Source organism: Microbacterium sp. VKM Ac-2870, assembly GCF_015350795.1.
GTDB lineage: Bacteria > Actinomycetota > Actinomycetes > Actinomycetales > Microbacteriaceae > Microbacterium.
The window spans coordinates 218,095-236,612 of record NZ_JADKSH010000004.1 but is presented as its reverse complement, the minus strand read 5'-3'; the positions used below and the strand labels follow the sequence as shown (position 1 = coordinate 236,612).

15 protein-coding genes are annotated in these 18,518 nt (G+C 68.8%); 6 read left to right on the top strand and 9 right to left on the bottom strand.

All coding sequences use genetic code 11. The features are described from left to right. Positions 1-124: 124 nt before the first annotated feature. The gene (locus ITJ43_RS11770) at positions 125-1,087 is read right to left on the bottom strand and encodes a helix-turn-helix domain-containing protein (protein WP_323741214.1); all 963 of its coding nucleotides are present in this window, start codon (positions 1,085-1,087) and stop codon (positions 125-127) included. 130 nt (positions 1,088-1,217) lie between these two features. Beyond that, positions 1,218-2,696 (bottom strand): APC family permease, encoded by a 1,479-nt coding sequence (locus tag ITJ43_RS11765; protein WP_194584041.1) that lies wholly within the window; start codon positions 2,694-2,696, stop codon positions 1,218-1,220. Between the two features lie 155 nt (positions 2,697-2,851). Here ITJ43_RS11765 and ITJ43_RS11760 point away from each other — a divergent pair, with 155 nt between their 5' ends. From ITJ43_RS11760 to ITJ43_RS11750, 3 genes are read left to right on the top strand one after another with little or no spacing between them, the layout of a single operon-like run. Next, positions 2,852-3,904, top strand: coding sequence for a phosphotransferase enzyme family protein (locus tag ITJ43_RS11760; protein ID WP_194584040.1), 1,053 nt, complete (start codon positions 2,852-2,854; stop codon positions 3,902-3,904). Further along, positions 3,901-5,169, top strand: a complete 1,269-nt coding sequence (locus tag ITJ43_RS11755) for an aspartate aminotransferase family protein (RefSeq protein ID WP_194584039.1) — start codon at positions 3,901-3,903, stop codon at positions 5,167-5,169. Before ITJ43_RS11760 ends, ITJ43_RS11755 begins: the two co-directional genes overlap by 4 nt. Next, on the top strand, positions 5,166-5,957 hold the full coding sequence (locus ITJ43_RS11750) for an SDR family NAD(P)-dependent oxidoreductase (RefSeq protein WP_194584038.1): 792 nt from the start codon (positions 5,166-5,168) through the stop codon (positions 5,955-5,957). Before ITJ43_RS11755 ends, ITJ43_RS11750 begins: the two co-directional genes overlap by 4 nt. Here ITJ43_RS11750 and ITJ43_RS11745 read toward each other — a convergent pair. Together ITJ43_RS11745 and ITJ43_RS11740 are read right to left on the bottom strand one after the other, a co-directional pair. Continuing rightward, positions 5,954-8,932, bottom strand: a complete 2,979-nt coding sequence (locus tag ITJ43_RS11745; RefSeq protein ID WP_194584037.1) for a cytochrome P450 — start codon at positions 8,930-8,932, stop codon at positions 5,954-5,956. The genes ITJ43_RS11750 and ITJ43_RS11745 overlap by 4 nt on opposite strands. Further along, the gene (locus ITJ43_RS11740) at positions 8,929-9,372 is read right to left on the bottom strand and encodes an HtaA domain-containing protein (protein ID WP_194584036.1); all 444 of its coding nucleotides are present in this window, start codon (positions 9,370-9,372) and stop codon (positions 8,929-8,931) included. Before ITJ43_RS11740 ends, ITJ43_RS11745 begins: the two co-directional genes overlap by 4 nt. A 97-nt stretch (positions 9,373-9,469) precedes the next feature. On the opposite strand from ITJ43_RS11740, the gene ITJ43_RS11735 reads away from it, so the two are divergent. Further along, positions 9,470-10,405: a LysR family transcriptional regulator gene (locus tag ITJ43_RS11735; RefSeq protein WP_194584035.1), complete on the top strand. Its 936-nt coding sequence runs from the start codon at positions 9,470-9,472 to the stop codon at positions 10,403-10,405. Positions 10,406-10,444: 39 nt separating this feature from the next. Here the strand turns inward: ITJ43_RS11735 and ITJ43_RS11730 are convergent, their stop codons facing one another. Genes ITJ43_RS11730 through hpaE form a run of 3 tightly spaced genes read right to left on the bottom strand, consistent with a single transcriptional unit; the run spans position 10,445 to position 14,554 of the window. Then, the gene (locus ITJ43_RS11730; protein ID WP_194584034.1) at positions 10,445-11,923 is read right to left on the bottom strand and encodes an NAD-dependent succinate-semialdehyde dehydrogenase; all 1,479 of its coding nucleotides are present in this window, start codon (positions 11,921-11,923) and stop codon (positions 10,445-10,447) included. Beyond that, entirely contained in the window at positions 11,920-12,996 is a 1,077-nt protein-coding gene (hpaD, locus tag ITJ43_RS11725) for a 3,4-dihydroxyphenylacetate 2,3-dioxygenase (RefSeq protein ID WP_194584033.1), read from the bottom strand. The genes ITJ43_RS11730 and hpaD overlap by 4 nt, the downstream gene beginning before the upstream one ends. A 31-nt stretch (positions 12,997-13,027) precedes the next feature. Further along, entirely contained in the window at positions 13,028-14,554 is a 1,527-nt protein-coding gene (gene hpaE, locus ITJ43_RS11720) for a 5-carboxymethyl-2-hydroxymuconate semialdehyde dehydrogenase (protein ID WP_194584032.1), read from the bottom strand. Positions 14,555-14,681: 127 nt separating this feature from the next. On the opposite strand from hpaE, the gene hpaH reads away from it, so the two are divergent. Together hpaH and ITJ43_RS11710 are read left to right on the top strand one after the other, a co-directional pair. Further along, entirely contained in the window at positions 14,682-15,467 is a 786-nt protein-coding gene (gene hpaH / locus ITJ43_RS11715; RefSeq protein WP_194584031.1) for a 2-oxo-hept-4-ene-1,7-dioate hydratase, read from the top strand. Beyond that, positions 15,452-16,267, top strand: a complete 816-nt coding sequence (locus ITJ43_RS11710; protein ID WP_416361071.1) for an HpcH/HpaI aldolase family protein — start codon at positions 15,452-15,454, stop codon at positions 16,265-16,267. Before hpaH ends, ITJ43_RS11710 begins: the two co-directional genes overlap by 16 nt. A 12-nt stretch (positions 16,268-16,279) precedes the next feature. Here ITJ43_RS11710 and ITJ43_RS11705 read toward each other — a convergent pair whose 3' ends face one another. Together ITJ43_RS11705 and ITJ43_RS11700 are read right to left on the bottom strand one after the other, a co-directional pair. After that, complete coding sequence (locus tag ITJ43_RS11705) at positions 16,280-16,969, bottom strand: GntR family transcriptional regulator (RefSeq protein WP_194584030.1); 690 nt, start codon at positions 16,967-16,969, stop codon at positions 16,280-16,282. Then, positions 16,966-18,450, bottom strand: coding sequence for a fumarylacetoacetate hydrolase family protein (locus tag ITJ43_RS11700; protein WP_194584029.1), 1,485 nt, complete (start codon positions 18,448-18,450; stop codon positions 16,966-16,968). The genes ITJ43_RS11705 and ITJ43_RS11700 overlap by 4 nt, the downstream gene beginning before the upstream one ends. Positions 18,451-18,518: the final 68 nt, after the last annotated feature.

Below are 18,518 nucleotides of genomic sequence, written 5' to 3'. Positions count from 1 at the left end.
CCACTTCGTCGTGGCGATGCGATTGCACGGGCAGCGAATGCGCCCGTGTACTCACGCTAGGGCGGCAGGGGCGGCGGCTTTTGTCCAACCGAGCATGAACCTTGTCTACGCCTGCACTGCGGGCTCAGTGGTGTGCGAAACGGCCGCGGAGCTCGCTCGGCGACTCGCCGAAGGTCGACTTGAACAGCCGCGAGAAGTGCGCGGCGTCCACGAATCCCGATCGTGCGGCTATCGCGCCGATCGAGTAGCCCATCAGCATGGGATCGATGAGGTCACGACGAGCTCGTTCCAGCCGACGGGTGCGGATCCAGGTCGAGACCGTGGTGTCGCGTTCGCGGAAGATGCCGTGCAGGTGGCGGGTCGAGATGAAGTGGGCCGCCGCGATCTCGCTCGGCCCCAGGTCGCTCTCGCCCAGGTGCTCCTCTATGTAGCTGCGCACCCGCAACATGAGCACATCGTGCGTGGTGGGTGTCGCGGCGACACCGAGCTCGCTGGCGAACATCGTCGACACGAGGTCGACGGCGTTCAGAGCCAGTCGTGCACCGGTCGCACCCGAGAGCACGTCGAGGTTCTCGACCATGCGGGCGAGGAAGGGGGCGATCATGCCACCGATGCCCTCTCCCTCCGCGAACCGCACGGCAGTGAGTTGCCCGATGGCCTCGGGGGGCAGGTTGAGCAGAGTCTGCGGGAACATGACGACCATCATCCGGAAGTCGTCGTCGAAGACCATCGTGTAGGGCCGCTCGGTGTCGTAGACGGCAATGTCGCCGGGGCGCAGCATGGCCTCGCGGCGATCCTGGATGAGCAGGCCGGAGCCCGCGAGCTGCAGGCTCAGCTTGTAGTAGCTGCGGCTCCCGCGGGCGATGAGCTCGGGGGTCCGCTCGACCGTGTGGGACCGCGCAGTGATCTCGGAGACGTGGATCTCATCGAGGGAGCTCGCCCGGATGCGACCGGCGAAGCGTTCCGGATGATCGACAGTAAGCCGCAGCGGCACATAGAAGTCAGACGCCGCACTGCGAAACTCGGAGAACTCGTGCGCGACGATGCTCGTAACGGGGCTCACAGTTGTGGAGCGCTCTGCGTTCACGGTTCTCGACTTCCTCGTAGAGGTGACCAGTTGCACGTAACTCGATTGTCGGATGATAGCACCGCGGTCGCGGCCTGACCGGCGGCGAAAGGGCCCGACCGCCGTGGCCGGGCCCCTCGTATCGAGCGTGTTAGGACGAAAGACCGTCGAACTTCTCGAGGTCGGCGTCGAGACCCTCGAACACCTTCGGCTTGCGCGCCCTGAGGTAGGCGGCATACACGATCCCGCCGATCACGGTCAGTACGAGCAGCCACGGCAGAACCTGCACGTACAGGGCATCGGACCCGGCAACCAGGGTGAAGTTGAACAGCGCGCCGATGCTCAGCGCCAGCAGAGCGAGGAATCCCAGGCCCGGTGCGACGAAGGTGCTCCACCAGCGCCGGTCCTTCTGGCGGCGGAAGTGGACGACGATAGCCAAAGCCGCGATCGCCTGGACTATCAAGATCGCCAGCGTGGCGAACCCGACACCCACCGGCACGAGGGTGAGCACAGGAGGTAGCGCATTGCCGTCCGCGTCGGTCAAGGGCACGATGGCGAAGATCGCGGCGATGACGACCGAGAAGATGAGGTTCACTATGAGGGCGCGCTGCGGCGCTCCGTTCTTGTTCGTCACAGCGAGCCACGCGGGGAAGATTCGGGCACGACCGAGCGCGTACAGGTAGCGCGCCGCCGAGTTATGGAACGCGAGCTGCGCGGCGAACAGGCTGACCACCAGGAGCACGAGGGCGATGACGCCCAGCACCGGGCCGAGGTACGTGTTGATCAGCTTCAGGGTCATGTCGCCTGAGGCGAGGCTCTCGAGCGAGAGCGCCTGCGCGTCCTTCACACCGAGAGCGCTGACGAGGGCCCAGCCGACCACCGCGTGCAGAAGCCCGATGACGATGATCGAGGCGAACGTGGCACGGGGGATGGTCTTGCGCGGCTCCTTGGCCTCTTCGCTGAAGAGAGCCGTCGCCTCGAACCCGAGGAAGCAGGTGGCGACCAGGAGGAACCCGATCCAGATCGACCCTCCAACCAGGATCTCCGGGCTGAACGCGAGGGTGAACGCTGTGATGTCGAATCCGGTCTGCACGAAGACCGATCCGGCGAAGGCGAGCAGGATCACCGTCTCCAGGACGAGCGAGACCCCCAGCACGACAGCGCTGACGTGGATGCCCGCTCGGGCGAAGAGGAAGGCGACGACGGCGAGCACCGTGCCGATGAGGAACCAGTGCACCTGGAACCCGAACAGCGCCGGAATGACTACTGCCCCGGTGAAGAAGCCGAGAGTGCCCAGACCCCCCGCGACGAAGGCGTTGTAGCCCAGCGTGGCGATGAGACCCGTGACGAGACCGGCAGTGCGCCCGAGGCCCCTCACCGCGATGGCGTAGAACCCGCCCGCGTTGACCAGTTCCTTCGACATCTGCGCGTAACCGGTGGCGAACAGCAGCAGGGTTATCGCGACCACGATCACGGCGACGGGGATGCCGCCGCCGTTGCCGAAGCCGATGGCGAGCGGGAGCACGACGATCGCCGCCGTCAGGGGCGCGACGGCGGCCAGCACGAGGAAGACTATGGAGGGGGCGCCGAGCTGGTTCCGTTTGAGCTCGCGGGGTGCTGGGTCTGTCATTCGAGATCTCCTTCGTGGGCTGACAGGTGGGTTGTACTGACAATGGCCGCGCACCGCGGAGCGCGGTTGTCGCCGAGTGCCCAAGACTTGGACGGCAGTGCACCATCCGCCGCCGCTTCTCGCCCCATTCGGGTCCCACACATAGCCTGTCGTGAATGTCAGACCTCACCGATCTCGAGCAGGCCGCCGCGCGCCTGGCTCTCGACGCCTTCGGCGTGCCGGCCGATGCTGAGCTGATCTTCGTCAAGCAGCGGGAGAACCACGTGTACCGCGTGCGCGGCGACGGGTTCGACCGCTCGCTGCGCATGCACCGCGTCGGCTACCGGACCGACGACGAGCTGGCCTCGGAGACCGCATCGATCGAGGCCTTCCGCCTGGGCGGCATCGCCGTCCCCACGCCCGTGCCTCTGCCGACGGGAGGATTCGTCGCCGTCATCACCGACGCTCGCGGCGTGCGGCGGCAGGCGACAATGCAGAACTGGATCGACGGCGGTCGCGAGTTCGCCGACTCTGGGGCTGTCTTCCAAGGGCTCGCTCGCCCTGACGCCGCCCAGCTGCGCGCTCTCGGAACGCTGATCGCCCGGATGCACGACATCGCTGAGAAGGGTGCTCCGGCCGGGTACCGTCGGGCCGCGTGGAACACCGCCGGTCTCGTGGGCGAGAAGGCCCTCTGGGGCCGTCCCGCCCGGCTCCGGTCACTGAGCGCTCCCGAGCGGGATCTTCTCGACCTGGCGGAATCTCGCCTGGCAGAGGAACTCGGGCGGCTCGACGTGGGCACAGGCCGCTACGGCGTGATCCACGCCGACTTCACCTTCGAGAACATCCTCGTCGCGCCCGACGGACTTGTCGCACTCGACTTCGACGACTCGGGCGAGGGATGGTTCCTCTTCGACCTGGCGACCTCCGCGTTCTGGTGCGCCGAGCACCCTGATGCCGAGTCTCTGATCGCCGCCCTCCTCGACGGCTATCGAGAGGTCCGCACCCTCGACGAAGCCGACGAGCGGGCCTGGCACGCACTCCTGCTCGCCCGCGCCCTCAGCTACCTGGGGTGGGCGGCCGACAGGCCCGGGGATGCGGCGAGCGACTTCCACGAGGACGTCATCGGGCCGCGCGTGGTCGCAGCCGCGCGACAGTACCTCGACGACGGCAGCACAGGCTGGCCGTCCCTGAGCGCGACCCATCTATCTTCACCGGAGGACGCACGATGACCACCCTGTCCCGACGTCAGTCCACCATCGGCCCCTACTCGCCGCTGTTCTACGACGAGCCGCTCGAGTTCGCCAGCGCGAGCGGCGTCTGGCTCACCGACATCCACGGCGTGCGGTATCTCGACGGGTACAACAACGTCCCCCAGGTCGGCCACGCCCATCCCCGCGTCGTTGAGGCGCTCTCGGAGCAGGCCTCCCGACTCAACATCCACACCCGCTACCTCAACGATCGCGTGGTGGAGTACGCCGAGCGGCTGCTGGCGCTCTTCGACTCCCCCCTCGACCGCGTCATGTTCACCAACAGCGGCTCGGAGTCCAACGACCTCGCCCTCCGGATCGCTACGCAGCACAGCGGGGCCCGGGGCATCCTGATCTCCGACTTCAGCTACCACGGACACACCGCGGCCCTGGCGGCGCTCACCACCGGGCTGGCCGCAAGGGAAGGGCTCGGCGCGCACGTCAGGACCATTCGGATCCCCGATCTCGATGGGGCCGACCACGGCCGCGACCCCGGCACTGTCCTCGCGGAGTCGCTGGCCGAGGTGGATGCCGCCATCGCCTCCCTGAACGAGGAGGGGCACGGCGTCGCGGCGTGGCTCTTCGACTCCCTGTTCTCCACGGAGGGCCTGAACAGGCTTCCCGAGGGCTACGTCGCCGCGGTCGGAGCTCGCGTCCGCGCGGCGGGCGGGCTCCTCATCGCCGATGAGGTGCAGGCCGGCTTCGGCCGAACCGGGGCGCACTACTGGGGCTACCAGTTGCACGGTCTCGTCCCCGACCTCGTCACCATGGGCAAGCCGATGGGCAACGGGCATCCGCTCGGCGGCGTTGTGCTGCCCGCGGCGCTGCTCGACGAATTCGGCCCGCGCAACATGTACTTCAACACCTTCGGCGGCAACCCGGTCTCATCGGCCGTCGGCCTCGCGGTGCTCGACGTGCTGCGCGACGAGGACCTCCTGGCCCGCGCGGAGTCCACCGGCACGGCGGTTCGCGAGCAACTGGCGCTGCTCGGCGAGCGGTTCGACTTCATCGGCCCCCCGAAGGGCGCCGGCATGTTCTCGGGCTTCGCGGTCTCCGATGGCGCCGGTGCGCCGGATGCCGCGCGCACCAAGCGGCTCGTGGAATCGGTGAAGGCAGACCGCATCCTGATCAGCCGGATCGGGCGACACGACAACGTGCTCAAGATGCGGCCCCCGCTGCCTTTCGGGCCGGACGAGGCCGAGCTGCTGATCGCCGCCCTCGACCGGGCGCTGAGCGCATCCTCGTGACCACCGCGATCATCACCGGTGGCGGCACCGGCATCGGTCGGGCGATCGCCGCCCGGCTGGTTGCGGACGGTGGCAACGTCGTGCTCGTCGGCCGGTCATCCGGGCCCATCGAGAAGACGGCAGAGGAGCTCGGCTCGCGGGCCCTCGCCCTGGTCGCCGACGCCGGCGAGCGCGACGCGATGGACCGGGTAGTCGAGATCGCTCGAGAACGCTTCGGCGCCGTGGACCAGCTCGTGGCCAACGCCGGCGGCCACGGGTTCTCCGCCGTGGCCGACACCGACGACGCGGAGTGGGCGGCGAGCCTTCATGCCAACCTCACTACCGCGTTCGTCACTGTGCGCGCTTGCCTGCCTGCCCTCGTGGAGTCCCGCGGCTCGATAGTGATCGTGTCGTCGATAGCCGGAATCGCCGCAGGCCCCGACACCGCCGGCTACACGACGGCGAAGCACGCGCTGCTCGGCCTCACCCGGTCCATCGCACGCGACTACGGTCCGGCGGGAGTGCGGGCGAACGCGCTCTGCCCCGGCTGGACCGTGACACCCATGGCCGATTCGGAGATGCGGCATTTCGCTGAAGCGGCAGGCATCGCGACCATCGACGAGGCGTACGCGGAGGTCACCCGGAACGTCCCTCTTCGCCGGCCCGCTCGGGCCGAGGAGATCGCGAGCATCGCACGCTTCTTACTGTCGGAGGAGGCAGCCTATGTGACCGGCGCGGTCATCGTCGCCGACGGCGGGGCTGGCGCCGTGGATCTGCCGACCATCGCCTTCGACGGCCTCGGCCTCTAGCCCACCCGGGCCGAGGACTGCGCTGCGATCACCGAGTCGGCCCAGGCGATAGCCAAGGCCGTAGCCGACTCGCGACCTCCCGCGTCGTGCCTGCCGTAGTCGCCCACTCGTACCGCCCCCAGTGCGCTGAGTGCCGCATCGAGCAGTTCGCTCCCCCGTGAGTAGGTGGTCTCGTAGCTGTGGTCACCCAGTCCGAACATCGCGTAGCGGACGCCGTCGAGCCGATGCGGCCCGGTGGTCAGCTCGCCGTGAAGCCGTCGAACTGTCGTGGGCAGCTCCCCGTCGCCGTAGGTCGAGCAGATCACGAGCAGCAGCCGGTCGGGCCGGATTCGCGACACCTCGATCTGGCCGAGATCGACGACCTCGACATCCGTGCTCGGCCGCAGGTGTGCTGCAACCTCCTCCGCCACGAGTTCGGAGTTGCCCGACTCGGTGCCGAAAGCGATGGTCACCGAGGCCCTGTCGACACCCTGAGCGCGGTCGACGGCGGAGCTACTCTCGTCGGCGACCGAGGGCGCAGAGGGCAGCGACAGCGCCGACCCGGCGATCAGCCGCAGCTCGGCCAGGTCTGTCACCTTGCGGCGGATCCGATCGGAGGAGGCATTGCGGGACTCGTGGGCATCGATGAGCAACCAGCCGTCGTAGCTCGTGGCGGTAGCGAGCGCCTCCCCCATGGCCTTGATTCCCGGACGGCCCAGGCCGGCACCGATGTCCCGAGCGATCAGGGCCGCAAGCTGTTTGGCGTCGGTACGCTGCGAGGGGATCGTGCCGCGGGGGCCGCGCCTCGCCCAGCCCGCAACGTACAGGCCGGGTTCCACCCTGCCCGTCTCGCGGGCCTCCGCATCGACAGCGATGTGGCGCTGGCCGGGGGCGGCAGTGAAGCCGACCGCCGAGATGACGCTCTCCACCGAGAGGGCGGTCCGGCTCGCGCCACCGCCCTGCACGACCTCGATCGAGGACACGTTGCCCCGCGCACCTCGCACGGCTGCGGGGCAGTGCCCGAACCACCACTCGACCCGCACCCGCGCGCCGGGGACGGCTTCCGCGTCCTTCAGGTCGCGCACCACGTCGCTGCGGGCGTCGTCTCCGGCGGGCGGGAGCTCGTCGGCCCCGTGCACGACGTGGGTGACGCCATCGAGTTCGATGACCTCCCTCATCATCACGGGATCGAACTTGGATGCCGCTGGCAGTGACCGGCCGATGACGTGGATGACGCTGAGCTCTGCGGCGAGCGCGGCGTGCGCCTCATCGTCGATGTCCGAGCCGACGAGTTCCCGGGGTGCCTTCGAGAGCAGCCGCACGAGATCCAGGGCGACGTTGCCCATACCGACGATGGCGGCTGCCGATCCAAGCGACGGCACCGGGCGGCCCTCGCCCGGGTGCCCGTTGAGGAGCCGCGTGATCCGCCCGGCGCCGACGACGCCCTGCAGATCGTGCCCAGGTACGTCGAGCGGGATGTCGTCGTGCAGGCCGTGCGCGAGCACGACGGCGTCGAAGGCACCGCGGAGGCCGGCAAGGTCCACATCCCTACCGAGGGTGACCCCGCCGTGGAAGCGGACCCCGTCCTTCTCGAACAGCCGCGCGAACTGCCCACTCACGGCTTTCGTGCCTTGGTGATCAGCTGCGACGCCGTACCTGACGAGGCCGTACGGCACGGGCATCGAGTCGAGAACGCTGATCTCTGCTTCTGGTAGCTCCTTGCGGAGCGCCTGCGCGGAATAACAGCCGGACGGGCCTGATCCCACGATGACGATGCGGGGGTGGCGGGTGGCCGAACCGGCGGTCGCTGCGTCCCACCGCACCGGCAGGCTCGTCATCCCCCGGAAAACCCATCCGCCCTGCTGCGGCGGGTTCTCGGGCACCAGGCCAAGGGCGGGAAGGTCACGGAAGATCCGCGGGAGCGCGACGGCGGCGACCTCAGCGCGGGCCGCCCACGCTCCGAGGCAGACGTGCACCCCCTTGCCGAACGCGAGGTGAGCGCCTTCGCCGCTGCGCGCGGCATTGAACTGCTCGGGCTTGGTCCACTGCGCGGTGTCGCGGTTCGCCGAGAGGATGCAGATTCCGAGCTTGGCGCCGGCGGGCAGTGCCACGCCCTGCAGAACGGCGTCGCGCGTCGTCTGCCGCGAATACATCCCGATGGGGGCTATCCAGCGCACGGCCTCGTCGAAGACGTCGTCCCACGTCACCGAACCGCTCTCGGCAAGGGCGCGCTGCCGGGGATCGGCCAGCAGTGCGTGGGCGGCGACACCGATCACGTCGCGCGGCTCGTTCAAGCCGCCGCCGATGGTCATCTTGACGTTCGCGCGGATCGACTGCAGGGGCATCCGATAGTCGGGCATTCCCAGCAACGCCGACAGCAGGCTGTCGTCGGGGTGCTTGGAGTGCCACACGAGCATCTCATCCAGGGCCTCGTCCACCTCGTCGAACGAGGCCTGCCCCTTCGCCCACACGACCAGATCGTCGGCGTAGTTGCCGGTGGCGTCGATCATCGTCTGCGACCAGCGCTGCAGATCCGCCGCGGTGGCATTGTGCAGCCCGATGATCGCGCGCAGGTTCTCGGCGGCGTACGGCGCCGCAAAATCCCAGACCAGGTCTGCACCCGGACCGAGCTCGGCGAACTCGCGAAGGTAGCGCTCCGCATTGCGCTCGAACACGGGCAGCCAGGTGCGTTTGACGACCCCCGGTCTGAGCACGGGCTGCCAGGCTCTGCGCTCGATGTAGTGGTCGGGGTCGTCACGGCGCAGCATGGAGTGGCCCATCGCCCGGATCATCAGGGATCCCTGCTCGTTCGCCGAGTAGGTTTCCTGGTCGAGCTCGGTGTCGTGCACGGCGTCGAACGACGTGACGAGGTAGCGGTTGACCGCTGGAACCCAGTGCACGCCGCCCTCGGCGCGGAGGCGCTCGAAGATCGGGAACGGGTCGCGGTAGAGCTCCGGGATGCTTACCCAGTCGGCAACGGGGGCCGGCCGGTTCACGCCGCATCTCCTTCAAGAATCTCGAGGGGGTCGAACGAGCTTCCCGCGGCGTAGTTGTCGAAGAAGAGCTCGGCGCCCTCCTCCGTCAGCACGGGCGAGGCGTACGTCCGGCGTGATCCCGCGACGGTGGATTCGCCGAGGCGGAGCAGCGCGCACCTCCGGGTGGGAGATCCCTCGTCGGCGATCGTCAGCACCGCGCCGCCGTCGACCGATTCGACGATCTCGACTCCGCCGACCGGCAGGTAGAGCATCCCGTAGTGACCGACGAACGTGACGCTCCCGGCGAATCGGGTGACCGCACTGCCCGCAGAGCGCTCGCCGGGAAAGAAGAAGCCATCCTCGTGACGAGAGACCCCGCCCTCCACGGCGATGGCGCCGTCGGGCATCCGTTCTATATAGGAAATGAACGATCGTTTGATCGGCCAGACGAGACTGCTCATGAAGTACTCCTTCGTAACTCCGCTGGTTACACTGTTGAGCCAGAGTTAAAGAACTACAACTGACCTTTCATGCACTTACAAAGAAGTAGGAGTGCGTATGGATGCGGGAACCCGCTACACTCTGCGGCAACTCGAGCTGTTCGCCGCCGCCGCCGAGCACGGCTCGTTCTCGGCGGCAGCCGACGCGCTCTACCTCACCCCCAATGCCGTCGCGCTGGCCGTGCGCGACCTGGAGACCGCGCTCGGCGCCCACCTCGCCGTGCGCCAGCGGGCCGTAGGAATGTCGTTGACCCCGGCGGGCGTGCATCTGCTCGACCGGGCGAAGAAGCTGCTCCGCGAGGCGGACGACCTCTACTGGAGCGTCAGCGACAACGGCGGACCGCTGCGCGGCCCCGTGACCGTCGGCTGCTACTCCACGCTCGCGCCGACGATCCTGCCGCCCCTCATGGAGACGATCCGGAGGGAGGCGCCCGACATCGCGCTCTCGATAGTCGATGGTCCGGTGAGCGAGCTGCTGCCCTCGCTGCTGTCGGGAGGAATCGACGTGATGATCTCCTACGGCTTCTCACTTCCTCCCGAGCTCGAGCAGGTGCAGCTGTCGGAGACCGAGATCCACGTCATCCTCCCCGAGTCGCACCGTCTCGCGGACAGCGAGTCGGTGCACCTCGAGCAGCTCGTCGACGACCCGCTGATCCTGCTCGACCACCCGCCGAGCAGTGACCACACGCTGGGGATGCTCGCCAGGGCCGGCGCAACCCCCAACGTCGCCTACAGGACGTCGAATTTCGAACTCGTGCGGAGCCTCGTCGCCCGTGGTCTCGGGTACAGCCTCCTCATCCAGCGCCCCGCGATCGACGAGAGCTACGAAGGGCTGCGCATCGTCAGCAAGAGGATCGAGCCGACGCTCTCGCGGGAATCCGTGGTCATCTCCTGGCCCCGCTCCGTGCGGCTCACCGCTCGGGCCCGCGCCGTTGTCGACCACGCCCACTCGGCAGTCGCGGGGCAGAACTGGTATCCCGCAGACCCCGGGTAGACGAAGAGACCGCCCCGTGAGGGACGGTCTCTTCGTTCGTTACTCCACCGGGTCGGGTGTGAGCACGTACTTCGTCTCGAGGTACTCGTGGATTCCCTCGAAGCCGCCCTCGCGCCCGAGGCCCGACTGCTTGATGCCTCCGAACGGGGCCGCGGCGTTGGAGACCACGCCGGTGTTGAGCCCCATCATCCCGGTCTCGAGCGAGTCGATGAGGCGCTGGCCGCGCGCGAGGTTCTCGGTGAAGACGTAGCCGACGAGCCCGTACTCCGTGGCGTTGGCCTTCGCGACGGCCTCGGCCTCGTCAGTGAAGCGGATGATCGACACGACGGGCCCGAAGATCTCCTCCCGGAGGATGTCGCTGTCGGCGGAAACCCGGTCGATGACCGTCGGCTGGAAGAAGGCGCCCGGGCCGTCGATGGCGGAGCCGCCGGCGAGCAGGGTCGCACCCTTGCTGACGGCGTCGGTGACGAGCGAGCCGACCTTGGCCACCGCGTTGTCGTCGATCAGCGGGCCGATGGTGACGCCGGGCTCCGTGCCGCGGCCCACGCTCAGCTCGCCCACCCGCTCCACGAGGCGACGAGCGAACTCGTCGGCCACCGCCTCGTGCACGATGAAGCGGTTGGCGGCGGTGCAGGCCTGGCCCATGTTGCGGAACTTCGCCACCATCGCGCCGTCCACGGCCTTGTCGAGATCGGCATCCTCGAAGACGAGGAACGGGGCGTTGCCGCCGAGCTCCATGGAGGTCTTCAGCACGCCGTCCGCCGCCTGCTTCAGCAGCGCAACGCCGACGGGCGTCGAGCCCGTGAAGCTGAGCTTGCGCAGCCGGGGGTCGGCGATGATGGGCGCCGAGACCGCGGAGCTCGACGAGGTGGTGACGACGTTCACGACGCCGGCGGGCAGGCCGGCCTCCTCGAGCAGGCCGACGATGAAGAGCGTTGTGAGCGGGGTGAGCGCCGCCGGCTTGATCACCGAGGTGCAGCCCGCCGCGATGGCGGGGGCCAGCTTGCGCGTGGCCATCGCGAGCGGGAAGTTCCACGGGGTGATGAGGAACGACGGGCCGACGGGGCGCTGAGTCACGATCATCCGGCCGGTGCCCTCGGGGTTCGAGCCGTAGCGGCCCGTGATGCGCACGGCCTCCTCGGCGAACCAGCGCAGGAACTCGCCGCCGTAGGCGATCTCGCCCCGGGCCTCGGCGAGCGGCTTGCCCATCTCGATGGTCATGAGCAGCGCCGCGTCCTCCTTGCGCTGCTGCAGCAGATCGAACGCGCGGCGCAGGATCTCGCCGCGCTCGCGCGGTGCGGTCGCCGCCCACTCGGCCTGCGCCGCAACCGCCGCGTCGAGGGCGCGCATGCCGTCGGCGGCGCTCGCGTCGGCGATCGAGGCGATGACCTGGCCCGTTGCCGGGTCTGTGACGTCGAGGGTCTTGCCGTCTTCCGCGTCGACCCAGGCTCCGCCGATGAACAGCTTCGTCGGCACGGCCGCAAGCAGCTCGGCCTCCGACCGTGCCGACGCGCTCACAGCGTGTTGCCGAGCTTGAAGCCCTGCTCCACGTCACCCTGGCGGGTGTACGAGAAGCCGTCTGCTCCGACCGTGACGGCCATCTCGCTCGCGTCCGTGCGCGGCACGACCGGCTGCGGGTTGCCGTCGAGGTCGAGCACGAGGGATGCCTCGGTGTACCAGCTCGGCACGACGGGGTTTCCCCACCAGTCGCGGCGCTGGTTGTCGTGCACGTCCCAGGTGACGACGGGGTTGTCGGGGTCGCCGGTGTAGTAGTCCTGCGTGTAGATCTCGACGCGGTGGCCGTCAGGGTCGGTGATGTAGAGGTAGAACGCGTTCGAGACGCCGTGGCGGCCCGGGCCGCGCTCGATCACGTCGCTCTTGCGCAGGGCGCCGAGCTTGTCGCAGATGTAGAGGATGTTGTGCTTCTCGTGCGTGGCGAACGCGATGTGGTGCATCCGGGGTCCGTCGCCGCCGGTGAGGGCGGTGTCGTGCACGGTGTCCTTGCGGCGCATCCAGGCGGCGTAGGTGACGCCCTGGTCGTCCTGGATGTCTTCGGTGACACGGAAGCCGAGGTCTTCGAGATACTTGCGGCCACGCGGAACGTCAGGGGTTACCTGGTTGAAGTGGTCGAGGCGCACGAGGGCGCCCGGGCCGTAGAGGTCGTAGCGCCAGGCGAGGCGCTCGACGTGGTCGACCTGGTAGAAGAACTCGTACGGGAAGCCCAGCGGGTCTTCCACGCGCACGGTGTCGCCGACGCCGTCGACGAAGCCCTCGCTGCGCCGTTCGGTGCGGCATCCGATCGCCTGGTAGTAGGCCTCGGCGAGGTCGACGTCTTCGGGGGTGCGCACGCGGAACGCGAACGAGGCGACGGCCGCGACCGGCCCCTGCCGCAGCACGAGGTTGTGGTGGATGAACTCCTCGAAGGTGCGCAGGTAGAGGGAGTTCTCGTCCTCCTTCGTCACGACGAGGCCGAGGATATCCACGTAGAACTCGCGGGAGGCCGCGAGGTCGGTGACCACGATCTCCATGTAGGCGCAGCGCAGGATGTCGGGCGGGGTCAGGTCGGTGGTGGGGATTGCGTCATTCGTCATCGAAGTGATCTTTCTGCGGTGAGAGGGATGGTCAGACTGCCGGTGCGGACGCACCGAAGCGGGCGGTGTGCACCTCGCCGAGGGTGATGTGCACGGCCTGCTGGTCGGAGTAGAAGTCGAGCGAGCGGTAGCCGCCCTCGTGGCCGAGGCCGGAGGCCTTGACGCCGCCGAACGGGGTGCGGAGGTCGCGCACGTTGTGCGAGTTGAGCCACACCATGCCCGCGTCGATGTTCTGTGCGAAGGTGTGGGCGCGCTCGAGGTCGCGCGTCCAGATGTAGGCGGCGAGACCGTACCGCACGCCGTTGGCGAGCGCGAGGGCCTCGTCGTCGGTGTCGAACGGCGTGATCGCGACGACCGGCCCGAAGATCTCCTCCTGGAAGATGCGCGCTTCGGGCTTCACGTCGGCGAACACGGTCGGGGCGACGTAGTTGCCGGTCTCGAAGCCCTCGGGGCGGCCGCCGCCGGCAACCAGCCGGCCCTCGGTCTTGCCGATCTCGACGTAGCTCATCACCTTGTCGTAGTGCTCCGGATGCACGAGCGCGCCGACCTCGGTCTTCGGGTCGTGCGGGTCGCCCACCACGATGTTCTTCGCCCGCTCGCCGAAGCGCCGCACGAACTCCTCGTAGATGGGGCGCTCGACGAGGATGCGCGAGCCCGCGGTGCAGCGTTCACCGTTCAGCGAGAAAACGCCGAACAGGGTGGAGTCGAGGGCGGCCTCGAAGTCGGCGTCGGCGAAGACGACGGCGGGCGACTTGCCGCCGAGCTCCATCGACATGCCCTTGAGGGTCGGCGCGCAGTTCGCGAAGATGATCTGCCCGGTGCGGCTCTCGCCGGTGAACGAGATGAGCTGCACGTCGGTGTGCTTGACGAGTGCGTCGCCGGCCTCCTCGCCGAGGCCGTTCACGAGGTTGAAGACACCGTCGGGCACCCCGGCCTCACGGAAGATGTCGGCCCACAGGCTCGCCGAGAGCGGGGTGAACTCGGCGGGCTTGAGCACCACGGTGCAGCCCGAGGCGAGCGCGGGGGCGAGCTTCCAGCTCTCGAGCATGAACGGGGTGTTCCACGGGGTGATGAGCCCGGCAACTCCCTTGGGCTTGCGGTTGACGTAGTTCAGCTGCCGCCCCGGCACCTTGTAGGCGTCGTCGGCCTGCGCCACGATCAGGTCGGCGAAGAAGCGGAAGTTCTCGGCGGCCCGCTGCGCCTGGCCCAGTGCCTGGGTGATGGGCAGCCCGGAGTCGAACGACTCGAGCTCGGCGAGCCGGGCATCCCGCGACTCGACGATGTCGGCGATGCGGTTGAGGATGCGCGAGCGCGCCCGCGGCAGCATCCGGGGCCAGGGTCCCTCGTCGAAGGCCTTGCGCGCCGCGGCGACCGCGCGGTCGATGTCTTCGCGCTGGCCGGCAGCGGCCTGCACGTAGGTCTGGTTCGACACCGGGTCAAGCACGTCGAACGTCGCGCCCGAGAGGCTGTCGACGAACTCGCCGTCGATGTAGTGCTGGATCTTCTCCGGCAGCCCCTCGGGGACGTGCTGGATGCGGCTGGACTGCTCGGTGGTCATGACAACTCCTCTAAGACGAACTCCGTCGTGCGGCTTCCCAAATGATATACGATAAGATGCACAATCAGAAGGCCCCGTTGTCATCGATAAGCTCGACGGCAACCCGGCCAGGGAGGACGAGGACGTCATGCTCGACACCAGCACCATCGAGGCGATTGCCGACGAGCTCGTAGAGGCGGCGCGCAGCCGCGTTCCCGTTCCCCTACTGCGGGCGCGGTATCCGGAGATGACAGTCGAAGACTCCTACGCCGTGCAGGCGCTCTGGCGCTCCCGCAACGAAGCTCTCGGCCGGCGGGTGGCCGGCCACAAGATCGGCCTGACGTCCAAGGCGATGCAGGCCGCGACCGGCATCACCGAGCCCGACTACGGCGTCATCTTCGACGACATGGTGTTCGAGACGGGCAGCATTCTCGACTGGAGCGCCTACGCGAACCCGCGAGTGGAGGTCGAACTCGCGTTCCGCCTCAAGGACGACCTCAGCGGACCGGGCTGCACGATGTTCGAGGTGCTCGCCGCCACCGAGTACGTGGTGCCGGCCCTCGAGATTCTCGACTCCCGCATCGAGATGGAGGGCCGCACCATCGTCGACACCATCAGCGACAACGCCGCGATGGGCGTCATGGTCGTGGGCGGCCGCCCGGTGCGCCCGGATGACATCGACCTGCGTTGGGTGGGCGCGATGCTCTACCGCAACGAGACGATCGAAGAAACCGGTCTCGCCGGCGGCGTGCTGAACAATCCCGCCTCCGGCGTCGCCTGGCTCGCCAACAAGATCGCCGCCCACGGCGACGGGCTGAAGGCCGGCGAGCTCGTTCTCGCCGGATCGTTTACCCGGCCGATGTGGGTCTACGCGGGCGACAGCGTGTTCGCCGACTACGGCCCCCTGGGGGTGGTGACGTGCAGGTTCCAGTGAGCCCTGATGCTGGCTTCTCCGCCGCCCTCGCCAGTGCGGGCCGCCCGCTCGCGGGCATGTGGGTGTGCAGCGGCAGTCCCCTCATCGCTGAACTCTGTGCGGGATCCGGGCTCGACTGGCTACTGATCGACGCGGAGCACAGCCCGAACGGGCTCGAGTCGCTGCTCGCGCAGCTGCAGGCCGTGCACGGCTACCCCGTGCTACCGGTGCTGCGCCCCCCTGTGCTCGACCCGGTGCTGATCAAGCAGTACCTCGACCTCGGTGCCCAGACCCTGCTCATCCCCATGGTCGACACCGCCGAGCTCGCCGAGCTCGCCGTGCGCAGCGCACACTACCCGCCGCGCGGCATCCGGGGCGTCGGCTCGGCCCTGGCCCGGGCATCCCGGTGGAACCGCGTCGACGGGTACCTCGAGCGCGCCGGTGAGGGCATCTCGGTGATCGTGCAGATCGAGTCGCGCGATGCCGTGGCGAACATCGACAAGATCGTGGCGGTGCCGGGGCTCGCCGGCATCTTCCTCGGCCCTTCAGACCTCGCCGCTTCGATGGGCGTGATCGGCCAGCAGGACCACCCCGACGTGATCGCGGCAGTCGAACACTGCATAGCCGTTGCCGTGGCGCACGGCGTGCCTGCGGGCGTCAACGCGTTCGCGGAGCCGCTGGCCCGCCGCTACCTCACGGCGGGGGCATCCTTCGTGCTCGTCGGCGCGGATGTCGCCCTGCTCGCGCGAGGCTCGGAAGCGCTCGCGCAGCGCTACACGGCACAGCCGGACGAGGGCACGGGGCCGCGCGCCGGTTATTGACTCGCCCGCGCCTCAGGCGTGGTGGTCGGCCTGGTAGGACAGCAGGGCGTCGAGCGTGCCGGTGCGGTGCGCGCGGGCCGCGAGCTCGATCTCGAGGGCTGGCACACCCGACTCCATGAGCGCGAGAAGGCGCTCGTGCTCGGCAACCGACTCGCGGGCCCTGCCCGGCACGAAGCTGAACGTCGAGTCGCGCAGCATGGTCAGCCTGTCCCACCCTCGGTGCACGAGGTCGAGGAGGTGGGGGTTCGGACAGTGCTCGAAGATGACCGCGTGGAACGCACGGTTCAGCTCGGTGAAGCGGTGCGGGTCGAAGTGCTCGAGGCAGTCGGCCATCTCGGTGTTGATGCCGCGCGCCGCGGCGAAGTCGGCCGGCGTCAGGAATTGCGCCGATAGCGCGGTCGCCGCACCCTCCACGAGGCTCAGCGTTTCCATTGTGAAGAAGTACTCGCGCTCGTCGACCATGGCGACCTGGGCGCCGACGTTGCGCTCGAAGGTCACGGCGCCCTCGGCCTCGAGGCGCCGGATGGCCTCACGCACCGGCACCACGCTCACGCCCAGCTGCTTGGCGATCTGGCCGAGCACGAGCCGGAATCCCGGGGTGTAGCTGCCGTTCTGGATGCGCTCCTTGATGTAGGCGTAGGCCTGCTCCGACTTGCTGCCCGCGGCCTCCGTGCTCTGCTGCCCCTGGGTGGCAGTGCTCATCGGGTCTCCTTCTGGTAGCGCGCCTTCCACGCCGCATTCATAGGGTAGAGGCCGTCGACGCTCTCGCCACGGGCTACCTGCTCTGCAATGTAGGTCTCCTCGAGCTCCTGGGCGATCGATGCCTCAACGACCTCGGCTACGAGGCCGGGCGGGATGACGATCACGCCGTCGTCATCGCCGACGATCACGTCGCCGGGCTGCACGGCGGTGCCGCCGCAGGCAACGGTCAGGTCGACGTCCCACGGCACGTGCCTTCGACCGAGCACGGCGGGATGCCCGCCCTGCGAGTAGGCCGGGATCGCCAATGCCGACACGGCGGCGAGGTCGCGGATGCCGCCGTCGGTGACGATGCCGGCCGCGCCGAGGTGCTGCGCGCGCAGGGCGAGGATGTCTCCGACCGTGCCCGTACCGGCCTCGCCGCGCGCCTCGATCACGAGCACGTCGCCGGGCTGGAGGGAGTCGAAGGCACGCTTCTGGGCGTTGAAGCCGCCGCCGTGCGACTCGAAGAGGTCTTCACGGTTCGGGATGAAACGCAGCGTGCGCGCGCGGCCGATCATCTTCTCGCCTGGATGGGTGGGGCGCACGCTGTCGATGGTGACGTTGTCGAGGCCGCGCTTGCGCAGCTGGGAGCTGAGGGTCGCCGTGCCCACCGATGCGAGCTTCGCCCGCAGCTCTTCGGTCAGCTCGAACGGCGGCGACGACGCGGACAGCCCGGCGGTCTCCCGGCTCCCCCACGCCTCGACGCGCTGCAGCTCGTCGACCTGCGGCCCGGCTCCGTGGCTACCCAGGGCGACGGAGCCCTCGACCACGCGGGTGACGAGCCGTCCGGTGGACGGCGCGCCCGGGGCATCCGGAGCATCGACCTCAACCTCGACGACCTGCCCCGGGCCGACCACGCTCGAGCCGGCCGGGGTTCCGGTAAGGATGACGTCGCCTCGCTCGAGAGTGATCAGCTCGGAGAGGTCGGCGACGAGCTGGGCGAACGGGAAGACGAGGTCGGTTGTGCGGTCATCCTGCACCAGAGCGCCGTCGACCCAGGTGCGGATGCGCAGCCGGGCCGGGTCGAGAGCCGCGGCATCCAGCAGGGTCGGGCCGAGCGGAGTGAAACCGTCGCCGCCCTTCGAGCGGAGGTTCGATCCCTTGTCGGCCCAGCGCAGATCGTAGACCCCGAAGTCGTTCGACGCGGTAACCGCAGCGACGTGGCTCCACGCTTCCTCGCGGGAGACCCTTCGGGCCGGTGCGCCGATCACGAGGGCGATCTCGCCCTCGAAGGCGAGCAGCTCGGTGCCCGCCGGCCGCTCGATAACTCCCCCGTTGCCCGACACCGAGGTCGAGGGCTTGAGGAAGTAGGAGGGCTGGGCCGGCACGCGCCCGCGCTGCGCGATGCGGCTCGGGTAGTTCAGGTGCAGGGCGATGACCTTGCCCGGGCGGTCGCGCCCCGCGGGGTCGAACGACGGTACGGGTACGGCTGCGTCAGTCATACCCGAATCGTATATTATTTAGTACACTTCTCAAAGGGCTGTCGGCCTGCCTATACTCACACCGTTCG